Origin of the sequence: Paraglaciecola sp. T6c (assembly GCF_000014225.1) — a bacterium.
Classification (GTDB): Bacteria; Pseudomonadota; Gammaproteobacteria; order Enterobacterales; family Alteromonadaceae; genus Paraglaciecola; species Paraglaciecola atlantica_A.
On the sequence record NC_008228.1, the window covers coordinates 4,682,478 to 4,706,649 of the forward strand.

The following is a 24,172-nucleotide window of genomic DNA, read 5'->3' on the forward strand; positions in this document are numbered from 1 at the left end:
TATTCACTCCTAATCATTTTCTAAAACGAGATGGCCGACAGCGGTGTTTGACGCAGGTACATGGTAAAAACGCTTTTTAAGTTTTACCTTGTCATTCAATGCTCCGCGCATCACTAGCCACATGACCAACTCAACACCTTCAGAACCCGCTTGATTCAAATAATCAAAATGCGGCATCTCGGATAAGTTGTCGCTATCGTCAACAATACGATCCAAGAAGGCATTATCAAATTCTTGATTAATCAAGCCTGCTCGAGGGCCTTGCAACTGATGGCTCATGCCACCCGTGCCCCAGATTTGTACATTTACATCTTCATCGAAACTTTCAACCGCATTACGAATGGCTTTACCTAAGGCATAACATCGTTTACCCGATGGTGCTGGATACAACACCACGTTAACGGCCAGCGGTATCACCTTACATGGCCAAGCCTCGGGCTGACCAAACATCAATGATAGTGGCACCGTTAAGCCATGATCCACATCCATCTTATTCACTATGGTTAAGTCGAAATCTTGCTGAATCACAGATTGGGCAATATGTGCTGCAAGTTCAGGGTAACCAACAACATCAGGCACAGGCCGTGGCCCCCATCCTTCATCGGCAGGGGAAAACGACGGTGCGCAGCCTAACGCAAAAGTTGGAATAATATTCATGTCAAACGCAGAGGCATGGTCGTTATAAACCAAAATCACTACATCGGGTTTCTCTTGCTTAATCCATTCTTTAGCAAAATCGTATCCGGCAAACAAAGGCTGCCAATAAGGTTCAGTTGTTTTGCCATTATCGATGGCAGCACCTATAGCGGGAACGTGTGAAGTAGCCACACCAGCTGTAATCTTTGCCATTATTTATCTCCTTCGAACATGTTGCCTTCGGGGGCGCGCCCACCATCAAGCATCATTTGTGCATAATCAGGTTGACTCATGCCTGTCATGGTAGCCGCTGCAAACTGAAAACTAAGCCCATCGCTGGAGAATATTTTAGCCAGGAAATAGATATTCCCGCCGCTTGCCATCATGCGATTGTAATCACGAGAAAGGACACCTTGCTTTTGTTCTTCTGTCATATCCCATTTATCTAAATAAGCACGCTCGTCTGCTTTGAATAAAGCCCGATTTTCAGCTTTCATTAACGACATACAAAATTGATTTAGGTGATAACCACGCCGCCCCATTTCCGCATCAAATACGGTAGTACCAGGGATTTTTTGATAAGGCTTATCTAAAGACATTTTTATTCCTTAAGATTTAATGCTCTGTTCAGGCCAGTAAAGGCGCATTGGGTTACTGATAAGCAACTTCTGTTGCAATTCAGTTGTCGGGGCAATAAGCGGAATAATGTCGACTAATTGACCATCATCAGGCATGTGCGTTTTCATATTTGGATGCGGCCAATCAGTCCCCCACAATACGCGCTGTGAAAACTGCTCCACTACGGTGCGGGCGAATGGGATAACATCCATATAATGCTTTGATGGTCCGGCAACTGATATACGCTCTGGACAACTAACCTTTGACCAAAAATTTTCGTTTTCACGCATCAATTTTAGAAACAGCGAAAATTCAGGACCATCCAGAGGCTTAGTAACGTCAGGTCGTCCCATATGATCGACTACCACAGTAGTTGGTAAACTCGTAAAGAAGTCATAAAGCTCTGGCAGTTCCTGACCTTCAAAATAAATAACAATGTGCCAATTTAGCTCCTTAATTCTCGCAGCAATGCGCTTTAAGGAATCAAAAGGTAAAGCATCAACTAAACGCTTAACAAAGTTAAATCGCACGCCTCTTACGCCGGCTTGGTGAAGTGCGTCAAGCTCAGTATCTGTCACGTCTTCCGAAACAGTGGCCACACCTCTAGCTAGACCATTGGAAGCCAGCAGTGCATCGACGAGAGCTCTATTGTCTGCCCCATGGCACGTCGCTTGGACGACTACGTTACGACTAAAACCCAAGTAGTCTCGTAATGCCCATAGTTGTTTTTTGGACGCATCGCAAGGGGTGTATTTGCGCTGAGGAGCAAACGGAAATTCAGCACCAGGACCAAATACATGGCAATGGGCATCCACCGCGCCATTAGGCACAACAAATTTTGGTTTGGAGGGGGACGGATGCCAATCTAGCCAATCAGCATCTTTGTTAAATGCGCTCATAACCCCATGCCTTTTAATTTTCTATCTAGACCTGGATAAACCCGACGCGCATTGCCCGAATATATTTTACTACGCTCTGTATCCGTCAAATTTAGACTGTCCACATAGCGCTTTGTATCGTCGAAATAGTGGCCCGTTTCTGGGTCTATTCCACGGACCGCACCAATCATTTCAGATCCAAAAAGTATGTTTTCAATATCGATAACGTTAAACAGCAAATCGATACCGGGCTGATGATAAACACAGGTATCAAAATACACATTTTTCATTACATGCTCACGCAGTGGTGGTTGTTTCATCATATCCGCCAAACCACGATAGCGCCCCCAGTGATAAGGTACTGCCCCGCCGCCATGTGGAATAATGAAACGTAAATTAGGAAAGTCTTTAAACAAATTTCCTTCTAAAAACTGCATGAAAGCCGTGGTATCAGCGTTCATGTAGTGGGCACCCGTAGCATGAAAATTAGGGTTGCACGAGCCTGACACGTGGATCATGGCCGGCACATCTAGCTCAACCATTTTTTCGTAAAAGGAATACCAACTAGCGTCGGTTAATGGTGCCGAATTCCAGTGCCCCCCCGAAGGGTCTGGATTCAGGTTACAACCAACAAAACCTTTTTCTTTTACGCAGCGCTCTAACTCTTCAATTGAGTTTTTAATCGGCACACCGACCGATTGGGGTAACTGGCACACGCCAATGAAACGCTCTGGGTATAACTCGACAACCCTAGCAATCAAATCGTTGCAGGCACTAGTCCATTGTTTCGATACGGCTTCATCGCCCACATGATGAGCCATTGCTGAGGCACGTGGAGAAAAAATCGTCATATCAAGACCACGTTCATCTAGTAATTTTATTTGATTTTTTTCAATGCTCTCGCGAATTTCATCATCGCTAATATGTGGGACTTCCGGTAGGGCTGCACCTTCCTGATAAGCCTTGATCTGCGCTTGGCGAAACAACTGTAAAGGCTCTGGCGCGGTAGTATAGTGGCCATGGCAATCGATGATCATATTTCTCTCCTCAATTCTGCGGGTCTAAAGTGTCTGAGCTAAAAACAACATGTTTTAATCAGCCAGATTATTGGCTTGGTAGCATAGCTTCGCCGCGCATCAACAATCGAGCTGTGCGTAAAAGCGCTGCCCGTTGCACGGTAAACTCGGTAATACTGACACTGCCCACCACTTCCATTTCAACAGTAAACTGCCCAGTGGGATGCTCAATTTCAATGCTAATCGTGCCGTCGTCAAATGCTTGTTGAATCAAATCACTGGCCACGGTGCCCTCTAAAACACAGGCAGTAGCAACACTTACCGAACCTAAAACACCTATCGCTTCATGTACTCGATGTGGGATAAAGGTCCGGGTATTCAAAACCCCGCCTTTCAAGGCTGGGGATATCAGAGACATTTTGGGTACGGTTTTCTTGCTTACATCGCCCAGATTCATTAATTTACCAGCTTCAAGCCTAATGGCCTCAATCCTGTCTTTAAGTGATTGATTCGCTTCTAATTCAGTGGGGGTTTCGGCCCCGCTCAAATCAAATGACTCTGCGTTTAGCAGTACCACAGGCATCCCATTGTCAATACATGTGACGGGGAAATCTAAAATGACATCCTGGGCGTTCCCAGTAGGGAAAAGTGTTCCGCAGCTTGAGCCTGCAATTTCTAAAAAATCAATTAAGACTGGTGCTGCAGTACCCGGTACGCCGTCGATCGCAGCTTCGCCTGAGTAATTAACGATACCGTGCGCAGTGTCAACTCGCGTCACCGCATTAGCCCCAGTATTGAGCATATGAATGCGCACATCGGTGTAGGGTTCAGAGGCTGCAATCAGTTTTTTTTCAATGGCGAAAGGGCCAACACCTGCGAGTAAATTTCCACAGTTTTGCGTGTCACTGACTTGTGCTTTATCCACAGACACTTGTAAAAACAAGTAATCAACGTCAGCGTCATCACGGCTTGATTGACTCACAATAGCCACTTTACTCGTCAACGGATGTGCGCCGCCTAAACCGTCGATTTGGCGTTCATCGGGGGACCCCATTAACCTTAGCAACACGTCATCACGCTCAATGGGATCAGCTGGCAAGTCCTCTGCCAGAAAATATAATCCCTTAGAGGTGCCGCCACGCATGATGTAACACGGAATTGCTTTTTGAAGATGTGTTTCAGACATGCTTATTGCTCGTTGTACTTAACGTAAACCAAGCCTTTAGCTGCAAGTCGCTCACGCATATTGTAAATATCAAGCCCTAGCTCGCCGTTTTCAAAACGGACACGCTTAGATTCTTCATTTTCCATGCGTTGCTCTACTTTGGTTTGCACATTATCAGCTTCTTCAAGCGCTACGACCACAACACCGTCTTCGTCTGCCACTATCATGTCACCTGGACGAATATAAGCACCTGCACACATGACGGGTACGTTAACGTTGGCAATGGTTTCTTTTACACAACCTTGTGAGAATATCGATTTTGACCACACCGGAAAATTCATTGCCGTTAAGGTAGCGGTATCACGTACTCCTCCTTCAATGATCAGCCCGAGTACACCGCGCGCTTTAAGAGAAGTAGCCAGTAAATCACCAAAAAAACCATCCACACTTGGACTTGTCGGCTTGACCACTAACACGTCACCCGGTTGACATTGTTCAACCGCAACATGGATCATCCAATTGTCTCCTGGCGCCACTTCGCAAGTCACTGCTGGGCCTGCTACTTTAGCGGGTTTGTAAATCGGACGCATATAGTCAGCAAGTAAACCTTTACGACCTTGTGCTTCATGCACGGTGGCGACTTCAAACCCTTGGTATTTAGCCACGAGAGCTTTATCAGGACGAGGAGTATCAGTTACACAGATTGCCATGGCTTCACCTATTAAAATAAAATTGCGAAATGAGTATGGCGTACAGTTCGTTAAAAAACTGTTTAAAAAGATGACACTCACCATTAGTTTTTTCTATAATGAATAAAAAACAAGCTAGTTAAATAGATATGAAATTTAATCTTAGGCATTTGCTTTGCGCGTTAGAAATACAGAACTCAGGCACCATTAGTGCAGCAGCAAAACAGATTCATTTAACCCAATCTGCGCTGACTCAGGGTATTAATAAACTTGAAGCAACTCTTGGACTAACACTTTTCAGTCGTACTAACTCAGGTATGTATTGTACCGAAAACGGTGCTCGCTTCTTAAACCGAGCAGATCGCGCTTTCAAGCATTTACAGTATGCAGGAGCTATGTTGTTTAACGCTGATAAGCCGAAAATGCACTCCTTTGTGCGCTCAGTCAGTAGCCGGCAGCTAAAAGCCCTCATTACCATCACTGAATTACAAAGCTATACTGCTGCGGCTATACAGATGGGATTAACTCAGCCGACCCTGCACCGCTCTATTAAAGATTTAGAAACCCTATGTGAGCAGTGCTTATTCCAGCGCTCTCCCACCGGAGTAGAGCCCACATGGCGAGCTCGTCAGCTAACACGTTATGCGAGCTTATTTTTCGCTGAACTATCTCAAGGTCTTGAAGAAATTGGCGAGGTTAACGGTCGCATGAATGGTTCAATTCGCATTGGCAGCCTCCCTTTGGCCCGCACTGAAATTGTGCCTCGTTGCGTTCTGCAATTGCTAGATGAATTTCCGCTAGCGCAGGTCAGTATCATTGATGGGCCTTATGAAGAACAAGTCAATTACCTATTGCATGGCCAGTTACACGTGATCGTCGGTGCGTTACGATATCCCCTCCCCCATAATGATATAAAGCAACACAAACTATTTGATGATCCCTTGAGTATGGTGGTTAAAGCGGGCCACAAATTTGCAAAGCGTGCGACCTTGTCAAACACAGAATTGCAAAGCCTGAAATGGGTGGTACCAGGAAAAGGTGTACCCGCTCGCCTAGTATTTGATGAATTGTTTAACAGCCGAGGCTTAGTGCCGCCCGAGCAAGTAATAGAGTGTAGCGCCATGGTCGCTATACGTGGATTACTGCTCAACAGTGAAAGAGCCGCCTTATTGCCAGCAAGACAAGTCGACGTCGAAGTTAAAAATGGTTTATTGGCGGTATGCCCTATGCCATTGGCAGACACAAACCGCGAAATAGGCTTGAGTATGCGGAAAAATTGGCAAGCGACTCATATTCAACGTCGGTTCTTAGAAATCATTGAATCTCACTATGAGCAAACCGCTACGGTTTGATGAGATAAGCCATCTATGAGATCACACTGGTTTTACGGTACATTCCAGCACTCATACCCACACCTAATTTAAAAAATCGACTGAAATAGCCAGGCTCTTTGTAACCCAAAGTATATGCTATTTCCTCGACACTCTGACGCGTATATATCAGCCGTCGTTTCGCTTCGCTAATTAACCTTTGATGAATAATTGATTTAGGTGATTCATTTAGTTGCCCTTGACATAATCGATTAAGGGTCGACACAGAGACATGCAGTTGTTTGGCGTAATCTTGTACTGATAGATGCTTTGTATAGTTTTGTTCGATTAAGTGCCGAAACGCGAGCAAAACCTTTGACTCCCGTCCGCTTGAGCCTGCACTCACCGCTTGCAAATGTTGTTGTCGTTTAACGGTGAGTAATATCATTTGTACCAGTCGATTAATTGCTAATCCCTGCTCAGCTTCTGCGCTAACCAGTTCATCTTTGAGCAATTTAATATAAGTCATGAAGCGCTCAATTTGCTGCCTGTCACGAAACTCAATCACCGAAGGCACCCACAAAAGTTCTGGTAACGTCGATTGAGGGTCGGCATCGCAAGTCCCCTCTAGAACATCCTGGTTTAGCGATACGACATAGCCCTGAATATTCGGTTCAAATACGAAGCCATGCACCACACCAGCGGGGATTAAAACTAACCAGTTTCCGCTTAGCTCATATCGTTTATCATCAAGTTGGACAACCCATGAGTCATCAAAAGTACAAATTATTTGGGTGAGCTTGTCATGTCTGTGAGGCTCAATTTCCCATCCTAACCCTCGGCTTCGAAAAGCAATGTCCTCTACATGAGCCAAACCAACATCTTTGCGAATAAAGGATTCACCATATAAATCGTAAAAAGGAATACTTGCCGACATATCTATTAATCATAATTTAACGTGTAATGACATTAAATTAACATGACGCAAAAGTACAATAATATGCAACAGAGTTGAATTATAAAATTTGTTTAACTATTCGATGATTAAGTCACTGAGTTAGTCAAAGAGTGAACATAATGCAGACCGTTAAAACAAAAGTCGCCATTATCGGCGCAGGACCATCAGGATTATTATTAGGCCAACTTTTGGCGAAACAGGGTATCGACAACATCATCGTTGAACGCGTATCGGGTGAGTACGTGCTAGGCCGTATACGCGCCGGGATTTTGGAACAAGGCTTAGTGGATTTGCTGAGAGAAGCAAACGTCAATGAGCGAATGGATGGTGAAGGGCATGTGCACGATGGATTTGAAATTAGTTACTATGGCACACCTTATCGAATTGATTTAAACAAGCTCACGGATGGTAAAACCGTCATGTGTTATGGACAAACCGAGGTCACTCGTGACCTCATGCAAGCCCGAGAAACGAAAGCATTAACCACATACTACAGCGCCAGCGATGTTTCCTTACACGATATCGAAAGTGCTCATCCAACAGTTACCTTTAGCCAAGATGGTGTTAATTACACACTAGAATGCGATTATATTGCTGGTTGCGATGGTTTTCATGGCGTCTCCCGCAAAAGTATCCCAGAGGAAAAGCGTAACGAATTTGAACGGGTATATCCCTTTGGCTGGTTAGGCTTACTTAGCGACACTCCGCCTGTCAGCGATGAGCTAATCTATTGCAAAACGGAACGTGGATTCGCCCTGGCCAGTATGCGTTCATCGTCACGCTCTCGCTATTACCTACAAGTACCCTTAACTGACAAAGTTGAGCAGTGGAGTGATGAAAGGTTTTGGGATGAGTTGAGAAAACGCTTGCCTCAAGAAGCAGCGAGTAACCTTATTACCGGGCCAAGCCTCGAAAAGAGTATTGCCCCGTTACGCAGCTTTGTGTGTGAGCCGATGCAGCTAGGTAAGCTATTTTTGGTTGGTGATGCAGCACATATTGTGCCCCCAACGGGTGCAAAAGGACTAAATTTAGCAGCGTCAGATGTATCGACCTTGTACCGTTTGCTAACAAAAGAGTACAACGAAGGTGCAACTAATGCTTCCCAACAATATTCAGAAATAGCCTTGCGCCGAGTCTGGCACGCCGAACGTTTCTCGTGGTGGATGAGCAATATGCTTCATGAATTTACTGATTGTGGCGGTGATGCTAATAACATGGACAATAAAACATTTGAGCGCTTTATGGCATCTGAGCTGGACTTCTACCTGTCACATCAAGAAGGTCAACAGGTGATCGCAACTCAGTACGTTGGCATGCCATATTCCGACGTGTAAAGCCGGTTTTCAATAATTACCCTACTAGCCTGTTAATGCTAAAACCGACAGGCTAGTTTTTAAACGAAGTAAATAACGCTCGTTTGACACCGCGCCCATCACCGCTCAAAGCCACATCAAATTGCACGTGTGCATTACTCTTTATCTCAGCCCTCTTGGTCAGCCAAAAGACCACTTTTCGTATCAATATTTATCTTCTGTTAAAATATAATATTTGCATACTAGGGTCCCTTAGAAAAACCATGTTCAACAGGGACTGTTCAAAAATAGTATCGCTTGTAGGGCGCGTTATTCTATAACCCGGCGGAAAAACACCACTCAGAATGTTAAGTAGTAGTGCCAATGCACTGGTTACACTCCACCCATTCCAGTTAATAATTGCGCTCTTATAATTCATCCAGCGGATGGTGAACAAGGCGTGGATGCACAAGAATGATGGTTCCCTTTCATATACCGAGGACGTAGCATAAAAACCGCTAGGGGTTTCCTTCGGGCGAATTTAAAGGGCTTACTCGGTGTTGCTCGAACCTGAAAGTGCCCAGGTTGTTTCTTCATAAAAGGCTATCATTCAAGCGCCTTGATTAAGCCCTTTTGAATTTTCGCGAAGTGGTTAAATATTCACTGGAGTCGGTACAAATAAGAAATAAGAAATAAGAAATAAGGCGTTTGTAAGGATTCTTCGCGAATTTCAGTGCAATTGAAGGGATATTTGCAGAGGTTTAAAAGTGATAAATAGCAGAACTCGGTGCCGAACAAGCTTGGTAGCACCGAATTCAATCTAAATTGAAATTGGTTAATTTCGTTTTACGGGCCAAAGCTCAAATGCACCGGCAATGATATTGATAACAGGAAAAGTCACGCCCAGAGTGGCGGTGCCTATCCAAGCTTCGCGAGCGTAGCCCATTTCTGGACCAGGGACGAGATCCGTTCCCGCAAAAAAAGGCAACGCATAGGAATAAAGGTGATACATAACGAAGGCGCCAATTAAGCATAATACAACTTTTAACAGCCCTTTAAGCGGTTGCACGCATTGACTAAAAAGCTGGAACTGCATCATATTTTCCACCAAGAAAGTACCGAAAATAATACAGACGGGGCCTTTAACCATAAAGTCCATTGGTTCCATTTTCAGTAAACCAACAAAAATGTAATACACAACCCCGGATACACATACTATCAACCCTGTACTTAATAACCCCATCAATGGTTGGTTAATGTCTTTACCCATTTTCGTTATTGGCCATAACTCAAACATGGTCGCTACCATCACCATTGCCACAACGGTCACCGCAAATGACAGCGCACTAATACCATTGAACATCCCTCCAGGCTCGAGTTCAGGGGAGTAAAAAGGTAAACCAGAGAAAAAGCTGTAGTCGTAGAATAGTTTAAAAAGTACGTAGTTCAGCAGATAGCAATAAATCAGTATTGCAATGCCTTGCCATAACGGGTTATCAGTTAATTTGTTAATTGGCCAACCACCAAATATCAATATGACTAATAAACTGACACCCACTGATTGAATAGCAAAGTGTATTAAAATTGGGCTCATCACGCCTTGCCCAACGGTAAAATATAATATCGGAGTGATAATGCTTCCAGCGAGTAATACCATCGAAGTCAGTATTACACCTTTAAGAGGTTGAGACATTTCGGCTATCTTACTCGGCACTCTGTGATGCCAAACAACGGCCATCATGACTTGAAATGGGGTGGCACAAAGCAAAAATGTTCCGACCCACTCCAAAAAGAACGGCAAGCCAAAAACCTGAGTGAATCCAGCAATGATAAGTGCAGAAATCGCTAGCACTAACAATGTGGCGCAAACACCAATCAGTATTGGGCTCGATTGTTTTTCTTGTATTGACTGAGCTTCTATCACGAGACTCTCCGATATTATGACTAGGTTAAAACGACCTTAAAAAGGGAATTTCTGCTGACCCATTTGCACGGTGATCCACTTTAATTCTGTGAATTCGTCCATGGCGAAAGTGCCGCCTTCTCGTCCCATTCCACTGTTTTTAACACCGCCAAAAGGGACGACGGCTTCATCGCGGATACTCGGCCCATTAATATGAACCATGCCGCTCTCAAGATTCTCGGAGAAGAAAATACTCATTTGCAGATCGTTGGTAATAACAGCGCTAGTTAGGCCGTATTCACTGTCGTTTGCTAGAGCCAAGGCATGTAAATAATCAGACGCTTTAATAACACTTGCCACGGGTCCAAAACATTCAGTATGGAAAATGGACATATCCGATGTCACATCGCTAATAACCGTAGGCTGAAATACGTTACCCTCGTAATGGCCACCGACGTTAATCTTCGCGCCTTGCTCGACAGCTTTTTCCACCTGTTTCTTAATAAACTCTGTCTGTGTTGGGCGAATTAACGGCCCAACGATAACGCCCGGATCACGCGGATTGCCATACCCTAATGCGCTGACTTTGGCGGTGAATTTTCTAACAAACTCGTCATATACCGCATCCTCAACAATGACTCTTGAGCCTGTCATACACACTTGACCTTGATGCATAAAGTTGCTGAATGTCGCCGCATCTACGGCGTAATCCACATCTGCATCAGCTAATACAATAAACGGGTTTTTTCCGCCCATTTCTAACGTAATCGGCTTATGGTACTTAGCACAAGCCAGCGCGATAGACTTACCTACGCGGGTTGAACCTGTAAACGTTACCTTGCGTACTCGTTCATCAGCAATCAACACATCACCTAACTCTGCACCATTAGCAGGGATGACATTCAAAACCCCTTTGGGCAGGCCCCCTTCAGTCATAACTTCCGCTAGCTTTAGGGCAATAACGGGAGTCACTTCAGAAGGCTTAAGTACAACTGTATTTCCGGCAGCTAACGCCCAACCAATTTTTCGGATCGCCAACAGTAATGGGAAATTAAAGGGTGCAATGGAAAGCACAACACCTAGCGGACGCCGAATAGAATACGACTTCAGTCCAGGATAATCAGATTGATATGTCTCACCTTTTACGCGGCGACATTCACCCGCCATTCCACGCAGGAAGCTGGGGGCGTGATGTGTTTCATAGCCGGCTTTAAGCATGCTTGAGCCAGCTTCATCAATGAGCAAATCCTTAAACTCATCCGCCCGGCGCTCAAAAGCGTCAGCAATGTCTAGTAGAATTTTTTCTCGAACAGAAGGAAGCACATCTTTCCAAGTCTGAAATGCTTGATGCGCAGAAGCTATGGCGTCAGTAGCATCTTGTACACTTGCCAATTGCACTACAGCATACGGCTCACTCGTCGCTGGGTTATAACTGGTATCTTCTTTACCTGACGTTGCTTGTTGGTATTCACCGTCAATAAATAGTGGATATGACTGCATGTAGTTAAACTCCTATGAGTGGCTTTAAGCAGGTAGCGTAATTGACGTTTTAAAACTTAAAGCGCTTTTATCAGTTAAGCAAAGTGTATTGGGCCCCCCCATCGACAACCAATGTGAATTGGTTGATAACGCATGTGAAAAAATTGAATCTTATTTGTTAAGAGACAGAGTGAGGCTTCTGGTGAGTATTTTGTGTTCGTTGAAATGGAAAGAAATAAAGCGGACGCTATCTAACGAAGTCGTTAACAATCCGCATATCGCCGCCACGCCTGCTGATGTTAAGCCGAAAAGTAACAATTCGTTTCACTTAACGATAAAAGCATTTGATAAGTGAAACAAAAAAGTTATTTATACTATGTGCAATTATCAATCTAAGATTGCCGTTGTGTTTACAAGGACAATTAAATATGTTGTTAAAAATTTTGAAGTGAAAGCCTAAATGATAAACCTTGATCCCAATGGCATACCAGAGCTCAGCTTGCGTCAGCTGCGTTTCTTTATGAGTGTGTATAAATTAAAAAGTGTGACAAAAGCAGCAAATGAACTGAATCGTTCTCAAACCGCTATCACCAAATCGATTACCGATTTGGAGAAGTCATTGAATGTCAGCTTATTCGACCGCGTGGCTACCGGTATGATTGCTAACGCCTACGGAGAAGCATTTGCAACGCGCACGCAACGTGCCATAGATGAATTCCAGAAAGCAAGTCAGAGCTTTGCAAGCTACTCCAAATTGCACATGAACTCTGAGAACAACCCCATATTTTCCATGGATGTAAGTTATAAACGCTTGGCCGCATTCATTTCTTTATATCACTGTAAAAACGTTCACAGTGCCGCTGACCAGTTGAACGTCACTAAAGCGGCAATATACAGCTCTGTAAGGCAGCTTGAAGTGTGGCTGGGTATCTTCTTATTCGAAAGTGAACCTCAAGGTGTCGTTCCCACACCGTATTGCAACGTGTTAGCGCAGCACCTAAAACTCGCATTTTCCGAGATACGTTATGCATTGGAAGATTTGGCTAATTTAGATGGCGTTACCAGTGGCTCAGTTAAAATAGGTACTTTGCCCTACACCCGCACATATCTCACTCCTCAGGCAATTAATTTATTATTAGATGAGCATCATAACTTGGACGTTTCCACTCGCGAAGGTCCATATAATTTACTGGAAGTTTCCTTACGAAATGGGGACATCGACTTCATCATTGGGGCAATTCGTCCATCCGAAAAAGACAGCGACTTGAACACCGAAATTCTGCTCGAAGATAAATTGTCAGTTATTGCTCGCTCAAATCATCCATTGATGGGTCGCGAAAATTTGTCTTTAGGGGATTTGTCTGATTATGGCTGGGTATTGCCCGAATTACACACACCTTCAGGTAGGCTTTTTCTTGAATTAATGAAAGCGCACGGGCTCCCTATTCCTACTCATTCAATCCATACAAGCTCGTTATCCATGGTTAGGGGCTTGTTAATGGGCAGTGACCGCGTGACCCTGCTGTCGAAACATCAAATTTACTATGATAGAAATCATGAATTACTTGACGTGCTACCAGTGGATATTGGGGAAACTTATCGTCCAATAGGGATCACTATGCGCAGACGAACAGAGCCCTCGCCTGCAGCGCAGCTATTCCTCGACAAGCTCAGGCAAGTGGCGGACTCGGTCAACGAACATTGAGTTTCAATAGTACGAATAATATCCTTCACAACTGCAAAGACGGGCTACCGGAATTTTACAGAGGTTAATCAGCACATAACAGATTATATTGTTGACTATTACAGCCAGATTAGGCCATATCACTATAAGGGGGATTCAAACCCAAACGAGACACATAGTGAAACCAGTAAAGAGTGTTTGCAGAGTTAGGGGAAGATCATGGTGAGCATAACTACAATTTTAGTTTGCTGTATTTATATTCAATTTGGCGCCTAGTCATCCCTAATTTTCTTGCTGCTTCAGCGAGATTACCTTCGGCTTGCTCTACTGCCATCAAAACAATAGCTGATTCTACTTCAGACATAGTTTTTCCTTGCGACAAAACAGATTCATAAAGCTGTTCAATTTGGCCATCATTTTGTTCTTCTAACTTTGACGCCCGCAAGTGTCCGTGTTTGGTCATGCTTAAAGGTAAGGATATGTTTGAACGTTTCTCTGCAGTGAATAGCATTGGGATATCGAGTGCGGAATCATTTTCAGCCAAAATAATTGCGCGCTCAACCATGTTCTCTAACTCCCGAATATTGCCTGGGTATTGGTAATAGATTAATGCATCAAGTGCGCGCTCCGTATAACCTTTGACCGAGCGCTCATGCAACGTATTGAAGGTGTTTAAGAAGTATTCTAAAAGCAAAGGAACATCTTCCCTTCGGTCTCTAAGAGGAGGGATTTCAATCGGAAATACATTTAAGCGGTACCAAAGGTCGTCTCGAAAACGACCTTCACTAACATCTATTTTCAAGTCTGCATTAGTTGCCGCAATCACGCGGATATCGACCTTTCTCACATGCTCGTCACCGACTCGTTCAAACTCACGCTCCTGAAGCACTCTGAGTAATTTGGCTTGAGAAGCGAGATCCAGTGTCCCTACTTCGTCGAGAAAAATGGTCCCACCGTCCGCTCGCTCGAAACGTCCTAACCTAGAATTTGTTGCACCACTAAAAGCGCCCTTCACAACACCAAATAACTCAGCCTCAATGAGTTCCACCGGTATAGCAGCGCAATTGACCGCAATGAACGGGCCGTCTGCTCGCTTACTGGTCGCGTGCAATGCGCGAGCAAAGCGCTCCTTGCCAACACCGGTTTCTCCTAGAAACAATACGGTAGCGTTTGTTTTTGTAACGCGCTTTAACAGATTCAGCGTATTAATAAATGCGGGAGAAGCCCCAATTAGCCCAGCATACGATGTTACGTTATCTGCTTTAGGAGTATCAGCGAGCGGAATATGATGCGTGGGTCGAAGATCGACAGTACTTTTTAGGTCCTCTGGATACATATAATAAATATCGGGAGTAGGCACATCCCACTTTTCAACTGGGCGGCCAATAATTTTACACTTACTATCTCCCATGCCGCTGCACATAACTTCTTTGTAAAGAATCCGCTTACCCATAAAACGGCTAGCATATCCTGAGGCATAACCAATTTGCATCCAACATACGGGATCTAAACTTATATCATTATTTTTAAGGTGCAGCGCGACCTCAGCAGAGCCTTTCCACATGAATTCTGCATAGTAGTGCCCATTTGCTACATCTATTTCTAATTCTATTGGCTCGACTAACGCCCACCCCATGAGAGCATGCAAGGTGGGGCCAGCGGTCAAAACTTCGTAGGCATTTCCTTGAGAGCGAAAGTGAGTCGCGACTTCTTCAGCGTCTTGATAACCTGCTGAGTAACCCATTCTCGTCAAAATTCCTCGTGATTTTTCAACACCAAAACTATTCAGGTGCTCTTGACGCATGACTGAGAAAAAAGCCAAATTGGCGATTAACAAGCGATTATCGCCCAACACCACTCGGCCTTCCTCGGGAATAAAACGCAGCCTGTCACTTAAATCCTGAAACTCAGGAAGTACTTTATCCTTTTCATTTATAAGATTGAACGGCTGCAAAATAGCTTCATCTTCACTATTGCCTAGGGCACTTTTATCTGTTGTGTCCACACTAAAATCCTCAAATCGACAAATTTGTTAACCAAAAACCTGCAATGGAATATTTTATCGAGATTATCATTACAAATTTGTTAACAGCATACTAATGCTGATTTCTCGGAGTTTATAGCTGAAAACAAAACACTTAATATAACTCTTTATAATCAGACACTTAAATTAAGAAACAAGAGTAACCTCGCCATAATTTAAACTTGGCATAGGCGCTGCTAAGTACTGAGTAAAGCAACGATACGACTACAGACGATTATTCACTCTTTATGAAATGGGTGAATATGCGCTATCCACTCTCTTTTGTTAACTAATGGTCAACAAAAGTAATATCGAGTAAAGCTTAATGCATAAGTGAATATTGGTGACAAGGGCGCTTTAAAGAACATAGTAAAGACCCTCGTAGACATTAATCACGAGCCTATGCCAAAGAAATTTTGTAGCCGCAGAATATGCGTCTGAAGTAAATATGACCATCAACAGTATAAAATGCTGAATCAGGAGAATAAGTATGTCTACAAAAGCTCGCGCTGCCATTTGCAGTGGGAATGAACATCCTTTCGTTATCGAAGATGTTGTACTTGATGCATTGCAACCCAATGAATTGAAAATCAGAATGGTGGCAAGTGGGATCTGCCATACAGATCTTGCTGTACGTGATGGTCACCTGCCTGTTCCACTGCCTGGAGTATTAGGCCATGAAGGTGCCGGTATTGTTGAGGAAATAGGCAGCGAGGTCACCGTCGCTAAGCCAGGAGACCGTATAGTGATGAGCTTTAATAGTTGCGGCGAGTGTCCAAGTTGCTCAGTAAAATCTCCCACATATTGCTATCAATTTTTCCCGTATAACTGGGCGGGCGCTCGAGTAGACGGTACTCATACCATGTTTAAGGATGATCAACCTATTCATGCTAGTTTCTTTGGGCAATCTAGCTTTGCCACCCACGCCATTGCAAACCAAAGAAATGTGATTAAAGTGCCTGAATCTGCTAACAACATTCCGTTAGAGCGTTTAGCACCAATAGGATGTGGCCTGATGACAGGTGCAGGCGCAGTGCTGCGCAGCTTGAATGTCAGAGCCAATATGCCCATTGCTATTTTTGGAATAGGTACCGTGGGTATGGCAGCTATCATGGCGGCCAAGATTGCAGGCGCCAATCCGATCGTAGCAGTTGATATCAATGAAGAGAGACTCGCTCTCGCCAAGGAGCTTGGCGCCACACATGCCTTTAATGGCAAAGAAAATGCCATAGAGAAGATTAAAGCGCTGTGCCCTGATGGCATAGCTTATGGCTTTGATACCACTGGCTTCAAGTCCATTATTCAAGATGCTTTTAGTTTACTTTCATTTAAAGGGATCCTGGGGATTGTTGGCGCATCTGGCCCCGAAGAAACTCTTGAATTTAACGAACTGGAATTCATGTCTCTGGGGCGCACAGTAAAAGGTATTTTAGGGGGCGATAGCGACTTGAATGGCTTTATAGAAGAGCTCATTAATTACCATGTTGAAGGGGTCTTCCCATTTGAGAAACTCATTGGTTACTTTGAGTTTAATGACATTAATGAAGCGATCAAAGCAACTGAAACAGGTGAAGTCGTTAAGCCTGTGCTTCGAATTAGTGCTGAGTAACTTGTCACACTTGTACTACGAGAGCATCAACGTTCAATTTTAAAATTTGATTTAAATTAACCTTAGCCGCCACAAGTTAACGTGGCACTACAAAAATGGAGCAATTATGAAAAAGAACCTAAAAGCGCTTATCGCTGTCCCGTTACTATTAATTTCTAGTGCGACCCTTGCAAACGATGCTGAAATAAAAAGCTTGTTGAACAAGTATGCAAAGTCAGTAGATACGTTGGACATGGATTTAGCCCAGTCAATTTGGAGCCAGAAAGAGGGGCTGTCTTTCATACAGCCTCGGGGTCATCAAAAAGGCTGGAAACAAATAAAAAATAACTTTTATCTTGGCGCAATGGCAAATTTTTCGACGCGTGAATTAACCTTAAAAAATATCTCTATCAACATGCTTGATGAAAATACTGCTTGGGCAGAATTTTACTGGGATTTTAATGCTGTGTTCGCCAAAGATGGGCACAAAATTACGACTGAGGGGAGGGAAACACAGGTATATAAAAGGGAACAAGATGGATGGAAAATCGTCCATGTACATTATTCTGGGCCCGCAGTCACAGGAGCTCGCCAAGGCTTCTAATAATCCCCCACCACCTAAAGCACAGGACAACGTATCTGACCTGTGCTTTTTCAATCTTCTTAATAATGTCAAATAATGATTGTTACCCTATTAAAGGCCAGTGGCTCAACCTCTCTGATATCAAATCACATTCGTAACCAACCGCTCTATAACGTAATAAGTAGAGATGTTCATGTCAGTTGATAAGCAATGCCCCTTTACAAATAAAGAACGTAGTCAACAAACCTAACGCTTACCGACTTCCAATTCCTTATACGGAAGACTGAGTCAATAGCGCCTTCCGCCTCAAGCCAATACATCTCGAACGTCTTCACGCACCTTGAACTTCACAAAATTGTTACAAGTGAAGTTTTGAAGCTATTTTCCACCTCAATTTTGTTAATAAAAAGTTATAAGAAAGACTACTCCCTTGTCTGAAATAAAGTGCAAGTCGAAGAAAATACTCATAACAAACAATGATTTAGGATTTTATTATTGGCTGAAAAAACCTCTGGCACACTTGTTGTTAACACAGTGTAGCAATGTAACATTTGGGCAATATGAAGTGTTTTTTAAATTTTTGCCCAAAGCCAATCACAAATAAAATTAGATAGAAGGCGGCAACATGAAGCACCATAAAAAATTTATTAAAACCACATTATCCGCAGCAATTATGCTGGCCTTACCTATTACAGGTTTGGCAGAAGTAGAGAAAATTGTTGTTACTGCACAAAAGCGCAGTGAACCATTGCAAGATGTGCCGGTTGCCATAACTGCTTTTACTGGCGCAACGATGGAAGCGTTAGGCATTACCGATGCCAGTGATTTAGTGGCTGTGACGCCAGGGTTAACCTCATCAGCACAGGGTGGTTCAAATAGAAATTATTTTTTACGCGGTATCGGCACCGGTGATTTTCATCTTACGGCCTCTCCTGCCGTCGGCCAATATTATGATGGCATTACCTTAACAAGTGGGTTCCAAGCACGTGCGGCGTTATTTGATATGCAGCGCGTAGAAGTTCTAAAAGGCCCACAAAACACCTTGTTTGGTCTCAATACGACCGGTGGGGCCATAAACTATATTACTAACAAGCCTGAAATTGATGGTGGTACAAATGGGAGCGTTAAAGTAAAGATCGGCAGTGACTCATTGATTAATACTGAGTCAGCAATTGGTTTTGATATTAGCGATTCGGTAGCTGCGCGGCTGGCCGTGATGACGAACAAAAATGATGGCCCATTTACATCACTAAGCGATGGTCGCGATTATGGTGACGATGACATGAAAGCTGTCCGCCTTGGCGTGCTTTGGGCACCAGTTGATGACGCAAGCCTACTATTTAACGTAAACACGATGCAGAGTGAGAACAACTCTACTGCATCTGAATTGTTAGGTAGCAGAGCACCAGATGGCTCTGGTGACGTGTGCGCCGAATTCAACCGTGGCAATTTAGACTTTGAGCGCAATACCGACTGTGTAGGGCGCGACGGTGGTGCCACAGGGGAACAACCGACGGATCCATCAACTGGCAGTTGGGATACCATATCCACTAACTTCGGATTAGAAGATATCAAAACGAAAGGGTACTATCTCGCCTTTGACTACGATTTTGATATCGGCACCCTCAGTTTGATAAGTTCATTTGATAACTTAGATTTTAAAGTGGCCACAGATGTCGATGGCAGTGCAACTTTAGGTGCCCATTTAACGCAAGAGGATGACCGCGATACTTATCAACATGAGCTTCGCTTCGTCTCTGACGGTTTAGATGCGTTCAGATGGATAGCAGGTATTTACTATCTTGATCAGGATGCAGAGTCATTTACTGGAATTCGCTCTCCTGGGATCGGAGGTGGTAATATAATACCAAATGTACAGCTGGCTCATAGCAAAGAAAACTTGGGGATCTATACCCAAGCCGAGTACGACTTAACCGACGATATAACCATCACCTCAGGCCTTCGCTGGTCAGACGAAAAAATAGTCGCAGACTATTTACCTTCATCACCTAACGCTCAAACTTTTGACAATAAAATACCTTTATTTTCAAACGATATCGATGAGTTGGTCCGCTTACAAAACAATGTTGAAAACCCTAACCTTGATGTAGATGGTTATGATATACGGCGTCAAGTTCGTCAGAATCTATCAAACGAAGACATTGGATACACGGTTAAGCTCGATTGGAAAGCCACTGAAGACGCATTACTCTACGCCAGTTTATCAAAGGGATTCAAAGGCGGCGCGGCTGATATTCGCACAGCATATGCATTAGTGCCGCCAGCCAATATATTGACCGGCTTAGAAGATGCTCGCCTTGAACCTGAATCACTTAAAGCATGGGAGGTTGGTTACAAGAGTTCGTTCCTAAAAAATAGCATTCAACTCGATGCCGCTGTTTTTTACTACACCTACTTTAACAAACAACAGTTTGTGACGGCCGGCGGTATACCTACGTTAGCAAACGCTCCTCAATCTGAAATTAAAGGTTTAGATGCCAACGTAAAATACGCAAACGACTACGGCCTTTTTCTAGATTTTGGTTTAGCACTAATTGATTCTGAAATAACTGACGCTGGCGAAGACGAGCTATTTATTGAAGGAACCGAGTTGGGGAACACCCCGAAATATTCACTTTCGATGGTCGCTAAACAAGAAATCGAATTTCAGAACGGAACACTACTCACGCTGATGGGAAATGTGAATTACACGGACGATGAGACCAAAGGCTCAATTACCCGCGGCAGCAGTGAACTCAAGGACTTGATCACCCAAGAAGCATTTACGTTGGTGAACATGAATGTGAAATACAGTTTTGGCGATGACTTGCAATATGCAGTGTCTCTTTACGGCAATAATCTAACTGATGAGCACTTCTGTGCAAGCCTAGGCACGTCAGACGGAAACAAAATATATGCAGATGGTATTTCTCCGGGCTCCCTAGGATATAACGTGAGATGTGTTGTAACGCGTGCGAGCACACGAACTTTTGGCTTGTCTTTCGGTTTAACCTTTTAAGTGAGTGACTCAGAGATGATTAACATGAAATCGAAAATGACTGTAGTACTACTTTTGCTATTAAGCTCTTTGAGTTTGCAGTCCGCAAATGCCGCCGAGCTGGCAGAATCAGAAATAACCAAAGTGGTCATGTTGGGAACGGGTACGCCCCACCCATCTCCAGAGCGATCAGGCCCGAGTGTAGCGATAATAGTAAACGACACACCATATTTAGTAGATTTTGGGCCCGGAGTGGTTCGCAGAGCCGCGTCTATGTCTCCTAAATTTGGAGGCCCCTTAAAAGGGTTAGCGGTTACCAAACTTAATAGGGCATTTTTAACTCACATGCATTCAGATCATACCGCAGGGCTGCCTGATTTAATGCTCACTCCATGGGTACAAGGTCGAGATACGCCCTTGGAGGTATACGGCCCAGAGGGGATTGTCGATATGTCTAAATATTTATTAAAAGCTTACGACGAAGACATAAAGTACCGACTATATGGTTTGCAACCTGCGAACAACAATGGATGGCGTATCAATGCTCATGCGGTTAAAGAAGGCGTAATCTACAAAGATGAAAATGTAACCGTGGAAGCATTTCCAGTAAAACATGGTTCTTGGCCCGATGCTTTTGGTTATAGATTCACTACACCTGACAGAATCATTGTTATATCGGGTGATAAAGCACCTGATGGCAATAGCGTAAAGTACAGTAAAAACGCAGATATTCTGATCCATGAAGTTTATTCAGATGAAGGCAAAAGCAAACTTCCCTTGTTTTGGCAAAATTACCACAGTAATAATCATACTTCGGGCGTAGAATTGGGTAAAATTGCTCAAGAAGCAAATGTTAAAAAGTTAGTTCTTTATCACATTCTTTTTATGCGAGAAAAAGGCAGTGAGATAGTAGATGAAGTGCGTTCGTCGTTTAATGGCGAAGTCGTTTTAGCAAACGATCTGGACGTATATTAATAATATAGTCACGAAAAAGTCCTAGATAATCGCAAGATAAAATCATCATGCGGTTATCTAGAGTATCTGACAACTCGATATAAGCCCTCCCCCACTACATTACCAAATTATTTAGAAAAGCAGGCAGTATCTATTTTCGAACAAGGCCAAACTGAAGCTTAAAAAACAAGGGACTAAGGATATCTTGCAACATTGAGTATTCATGCTTTGTAAATTCAACAACGTCGCGGTCACCGCTACGCGAATAATGAAGGGAATGGTTTACTCAGGTCTGAGCTACAACTCCAAAGCAGTAAGATCGTCTTCATTAACTCAACGAAAACAAAGGATTAGCGAATGCGGAAACATGTCTAAAACACGTATTCCCCCCAACCACTCTGGCAGTCTTAGATTCGAAGGTACGTGACACGACTATTCCTCAAACTTAAGGAAAAGCGGCATCTGATTGATCCACCGCTTAAACACTCAGAATCAAAGCACGATATTAAATGTAGTAACACCAGCAAGAAATGCTTTACCGAGAACCTGACAGTTCTGCAGTTCAATACGCCCTAGCATACGAAGCCTAAGAGCTGGCCGGTGAACAGCAGCTGAGCATATCCAGCTTGGACAACACGAGGTTGAGATGAGCCTAATCGAAACACACTGTGTTGATATCGACACTGGCGAAGTATGTTATTTATGGCTAGAAATAATATGAGTAACACAGTACGGTAATTAGTGGATTTCCCGCTTTGCAATAATGTATCTCAAAGCATAGCCAGTTTAATAACTGGCTGGCATTCCGTTTACGATCAAGACGTTCAAGAACTACACTGGCACGACTCTGCTGGCTCAACTCTGCTGGCACAATCCGTTAGCATTATCTGAGGGCCCTAAGTTACTTTAGTTTCTATCCTTAAAATTCTTCTTATCGGTTATTGCCACAAAGGTTTATTCAGTAATTTTTCACTATTGAAGTTTGGCCGAGGTTGGTGCCAAATATCTTTACCTGAGTGTTCTGGAGTTTCGTATATCGCGAAAAACTCATCTAAAGCTGCAACCATTTTCGTTTTTACTGCTGAGCGTGGGGGCTCAGCGAGGTAACGCTCTTTCATTGGATGAGTCAAGTCGTACCAATAATCTATTGGCTGCCCATCCTTTTTGTAATACCGCACTAACTTCCATTTTCCATCGGTAATCATTCGACCATTGCCACGTTCTGCAATTTGGTAACGTTTCCAATCTTGAACACGTTCCGCATTCAAAAGAGGTCGAATAGTGCGTCCAGGCCCGTCCTGTTCAGTAAATGTTTTGTCGCCAGCGAAATCTAAAATGGTATTGTGTAAATCAAGTAAATCTACGAATTCATCTCTGGATTGTCTGCCTTGAACAAGAGATTTTGGTCCATAAATAATGAATGGTATTCGGACTGTTTCTTCATAAAAATTATACGGAAACGATGCATTGGTTTTTCCATACAAACCATATTGCCCCATCAGCATTCCATGATCCGACACAAAAGCGATGATCGTATTGTCAAGCAGCCCACGGCCTTCTAACGCATCCATGATTTGTCCTACTTGGTCATCAATCAGGCTAATGGCCGCCAAATACTGAGATAGTTTTTCTTCATGATCTTTAGGCACCGCGGTATCTTTACTTGCCAATGCTAAAGACGAGTTCCCCCCATCCCGCAGTAGTTTTCGTGCCACAGGACGATACTGACTAACTAAACGTTCTGGTAGTCCTTCAAAAGGGAAGTGTGGCTCCACATAATTAATATTTATAAAAAACGGTTTGTCTGTACTTTCGTCAATAAACTCAATCGCTTTTTCGGTTAAAAATCTAGCTTGGACTCCCGTATGCTCGAAGGCTTCACCATCTTTAGAAAAAGCAACTTTACCGCGATGCTGATACTGATTTCTCCAACCCGCCTTGAACGCATCATGGCTTATCCATCTATCAAAACCACCTGCTGGTTCGAGGCTCGGCTCCTTTACATGCCATTTTCCAAAAAGCCCGGTTCGATAACCACTTTGTTGCATACGTTCACCTAAGAAAGTCTCTCCCTGCAACCATTTGTCATCAAAACCGTTTCCTTCAGATAAAAAATCATATACTCCGTGTTGAGAGGGCATTTTTCCCGTATGGAAACTCGCTCTTGCCGCGGAACAAACTGGCGCGGATGTCATTGCATTGTTAAACAAGACGCCTTGATCGGCCAAATAATCAATGTTCGGCGTTTTCATATGTTTTTCATAAGCTCCCAAGGTCCATTGCCCTTGGTCATCGGTCATAATTACGATGATATTTGGCTTGCTCTTTTCTTGTGCAGCTTGCACCTGAGTTGCCAAGAAAAATAACACTGAGATAAAAATATACTTAAACAAAATCA

The 24,172-nt window shown here is 43.6% G+C and carries 18 protein-coding genes; 7 read left to right on the top strand and 11 right to left on the bottom strand.

Annotated elements, in window-relative coordinates:
* Nucleotides 1-9: 9 nt before the first annotated feature.
* The 6 genes from PATL_RS19880 to PATL_RS19905 all read right to left on the bottom strand — a co-directional run bounded on the left by PATL_RS19880 (nucleotide 10) and on the right by PATL_RS19905 (nucleotide 5,023).
* Nucleotides 10-849: a class III extradiol dioxygenase subunit beta gene (locus tag PATL_RS19880; protein WP_011576592.1), complete on the bottom strand. Its 840-nt coding sequence runs from the start codon at nucleotides 847-849 to the stop codon at nucleotides 10-12.
* Entirely contained in the window at nucleotides 849-1,235 is a 387-nt protein-coding gene (gene ligA, locus PATL_RS19885; RefSeq protein WP_011576593.1) for a protocatechuate 4,5-dioxygenase subunit alpha, read from the bottom strand. The genes PATL_RS19880 and ligA overlap by 1 nt, the downstream gene beginning before the upstream one ends.
* 9 nt (nucleotides 1,236-1,244) lie before the next feature.
* Nucleotides 1,245-2,153, bottom strand: coding sequence for an amidohydrolase family protein (locus PATL_RS19890; RefSeq protein ID WP_011576594.1), 909 nt, complete (start codon nucleotides 2,151-2,153; stop codon nucleotides 1,245-1,247).
* Entirely contained in the window at nucleotides 2,150-3,169 is a 1,020-nt protein-coding gene (locus PATL_RS19895; RefSeq protein ID WP_011576595.1) for an amidohydrolase family protein, read from the bottom strand. Before PATL_RS19895 ends, PATL_RS19890 begins: the two co-directional genes overlap by 4 nt.
* Nucleotides 3,170-3,236: 67 nt before the next feature.
* On the bottom strand, nucleotides 3,237-4,334 hold the full coding sequence (locus PATL_RS19900; RefSeq protein ID WP_011576596.1) for a 4-oxalomesaconate tautomerase: 1,098 nt from the start codon (nucleotides 4,332-4,334) through the stop codon (nucleotides 3,237-3,239).
* Between the two features lie 2 nt (nucleotides 4,335-4,336).
* Nucleotides 4,337-5,023: a 4-carboxy-4-hydroxy-2-oxoadipate aldolase/oxaloacetate decarboxylase gene (locus tag PATL_RS19905; RefSeq protein ID WP_011576597.1), complete on the bottom strand. Its 687-nt coding sequence runs from the start codon at nucleotides 5,021-5,023 to the stop codon at nucleotides 4,337-4,339.
* Between the two features lie 128 nt (nucleotides 5,024-5,151).
* On the opposite strand from PATL_RS19905, the gene PATL_RS19910 reads away from it, so the two are divergent.
* Nucleotides 5,152-6,354, top strand: a complete 1,203-nt coding sequence (locus PATL_RS19910; protein WP_011576598.1) for a LysR family transcriptional regulator — start codon at nucleotides 5,152-5,154, stop codon at nucleotides 6,352-6,354.
* Nucleotides 6,355-6,367: 13 nt separating this feature from the next.
* Here PATL_RS19910 and PATL_RS19915 read toward each other — a convergent pair whose 3' ends face one another.
* On the bottom strand, nucleotides 6,368-7,249 hold the full coding sequence (locus PATL_RS19915) for a helix-turn-helix domain-containing protein (RefSeq protein WP_011576599.1): 882 nt from the start codon (nucleotides 7,247-7,249) through the stop codon (nucleotides 6,368-6,370).
* A gap of 140 nt (nucleotides 7,250-7,389) precedes the next feature.
* Here PATL_RS19915 and pobA point away from each other — a divergent pair, with 140 nt between their 5' ends.
* Complete coding sequence (gene pobA, locus PATL_RS19920; RefSeq protein ID WP_011576600.1) at nucleotides 7,390-8,604, top strand: 4-hydroxybenzoate 3-monooxygenase; 1,215 nt, start codon at nucleotides 7,390-7,392, stop codon at nucleotides 8,602-8,604.
* 793 nt (nucleotides 8,605-9,397) lie between these two features.
* Here pobA and PATL_RS19925 read toward each other — a convergent pair.
* Nucleotides 9,398-10,486 carry a hypothetical protein gene (locus tag PATL_RS19925; RefSeq protein ID WP_011576601.1) on the bottom strand — a complete coding sequence of 363 codons (1,089 nt, stop codon included), beginning with the start codon at nucleotides 10,484-10,486 and terminating at the stop codon, nucleotides 9,398-9,400.
* A 36-nt stretch (nucleotides 10,487-10,522) separates the two neighbouring features.
* Nucleotides 10,523-11,965, bottom strand: coding sequence for an aldehyde dehydrogenase family protein (locus PATL_RS19930; protein WP_011576602.1), 1,443 nt, complete (start codon nucleotides 11,963-11,965; stop codon nucleotides 10,523-10,525).
* A gap of 439 nt (nucleotides 11,966-12,404) precedes the next feature.
* On the opposite strand from PATL_RS19930, the gene PATL_RS19940 reads away from it, so the two are divergent.
* Entirely contained in the window at nucleotides 12,405-13,649 is a 1,245-nt protein-coding gene (locus PATL_RS19940) for a LysR family transcriptional regulator (RefSeq protein ID WP_011576604.1), read from the top strand.
* Nucleotides 13,650-13,860: 211 nt separating this feature from the next.
* Here PATL_RS19940 and PATL_RS19945 read toward each other — a convergent pair whose 3' ends face one another.
* A complete protein-coding gene (locus tag PATL_RS19945; protein ID WP_011576605.1) occupies nucleotides 13,861-15,633 on the bottom strand; it encodes a sigma-54-dependent Fis family transcriptional regulator in 1,773 nt (590 codons plus the stop codon).
* Nucleotides 15,634-16,141: 508 nt separating this feature from the next.
* On the opposite strand from PATL_RS19945, the gene PATL_RS19950 reads away from it, so the two are divergent.
* The 4 genes from PATL_RS19950 to PATL_RS19965 all read left to right on the top strand — a co-directional run bounded on the left by PATL_RS19950 (nucleotide 16,142) and on the right by PATL_RS19965 (nucleotide 21,795).
* Entirely contained in the window at nucleotides 16,142-17,260 is a 1,119-nt protein-coding gene (locus PATL_RS19950; RefSeq protein ID WP_011576606.1) for an NAD(P)-dependent alcohol dehydrogenase, read from the top strand.
* A gap of 106 nt (nucleotides 17,261-17,366) precedes the next feature.
* Complete coding sequence (locus PATL_RS19955; protein ID WP_011576607.1) at nucleotides 17,367-17,843, top strand: YybH family protein; 477 nt, start codon at nucleotides 17,367-17,369, stop codon at nucleotides 17,841-17,843.
* A 604-nt stretch (nucleotides 17,844-18,447) separates the two neighbouring features.
* Complete coding sequence (locus PATL_RS19960) at nucleotides 18,448-20,841, top strand: TonB-dependent receptor (RefSeq protein ID WP_011576608.1); 2,394 nt, start codon at nucleotides 18,448-18,450, stop codon at nucleotides 20,839-20,841.
* A gap of 36 nt (nucleotides 20,842-20,877) precedes the next feature.
* Nucleotides 20,878-21,795 (top strand): MBL fold metallo-hydrolase, encoded by a 918-nt coding sequence (locus PATL_RS19965; RefSeq protein WP_232283263.1) that lies wholly within the window; start codon nucleotides 20,878-20,880, stop codon nucleotides 21,793-21,795.
* A gap of 917 nt (nucleotides 21,796-22,712) precedes the next feature.
* Here the strand turns inward: PATL_RS19965 and PATL_RS19970 are convergent.
* A complete protein-coding gene (locus PATL_RS19970) occupies nucleotides 22,713-24,167 on the bottom strand; it encodes a sulfatase family protein (RefSeq protein WP_198136252.1) in 1,455 nt (484 codons plus the stop codon).
* Nucleotides 24,168-24,172: the final 5 nt, after the last annotated feature.

Coding starts and splice junctions, on each gene's coding strand:
- PATL_RS19880 (WP_011576592.1), bottom strand. CDS start 849: ATGGCAAAGATTACAGCTGGTGTGGCTACTTCACACGTTCCCGCTATA.
- ligA (WP_011576593.1), bottom strand. CDS start 1,235: ATGTCTTTAGATAAGCCTTATCAAAAAATCCCTGGTACTACCGTATTT.
- PATL_RS19890 (WP_011576594.1), bottom strand. CDS start 2,153: ATGAGCGCATTTAACAAAGATGCTGATTGGCTAGATTGGCATCCGTCC.
- PATL_RS19895 (WP_011576595.1), bottom strand. CDS start 3,169: ATGATCATCGATTGCCATGGCCACTATACTACCGCGCCAGAGCCTTTA.
- PATL_RS19900 (WP_011576596.1), bottom strand. CDS start 4,334: ATGTCTGAAACACATCTTCAAAAAGCAATTCCGTGTTACATCATGCGT.
- PATL_RS19905 (WP_011576597.1), bottom strand. CDS start 5,023: ATGGCAATCTGTGTAACTGATACTCCTCGTCCTGATAAAGCTCTCGTG.
- PATL_RS19910 (WP_011576598.1), top strand. CDS start 5,152: ATGAAATTTAATCTTAGGCATTTGCTTTGCGCGTTAGAAATACAGAAC.
- PATL_RS19915 (WP_011576599.1), bottom strand. CDS start 7,249: ATGTCGGCAAGTATTCCTTTTTACGATTTATATGGTGAATCCTTTATT.
- pobA (WP_011576600.1), top strand. CDS start 7,390: ATGCAGACCGTTAAAACAAAAGTCGCCATTATCGGCGCAGGACCATCA.
- PATL_RS19930 (WP_011576602.1), bottom strand. CDS start 11,965: ATGCAGTCATATCCACTATTTATTGACGGTGAATACCAACAAGCAACG.
- PATL_RS19940 (WP_011576604.1), top strand. CDS start 12,405: ATGATAAACCTTGATCCCAATGGCATACCAGAGCTCAGCTTGCGTCAG.
- PATL_RS19950 (WP_011576606.1), top strand. CDS start 16,142: ATGTCTACAAAAGCTCGCGCTGCCATTTGCAGTGGGAATGAACATCCT.
- PATL_RS19955 (WP_011576607.1), top strand. CDS start 17,367: ATGAAAAAGAACCTAAAAGCGCTTATCGCTGTCCCGTTACTATTAATT.
- PATL_RS19960 (WP_011576608.1), top strand. CDS start 18,448: ATGAAGCACCATAAAAAATTTATTAAAACCACATTATCCGCAGCAATT.
- PATL_RS19965 (WP_232283263.1), top strand. CDS start 20,878: ATGACTGTAGTACTACTTTTGCTATTAAGCTCTTTGAGTTTGCAGTCC.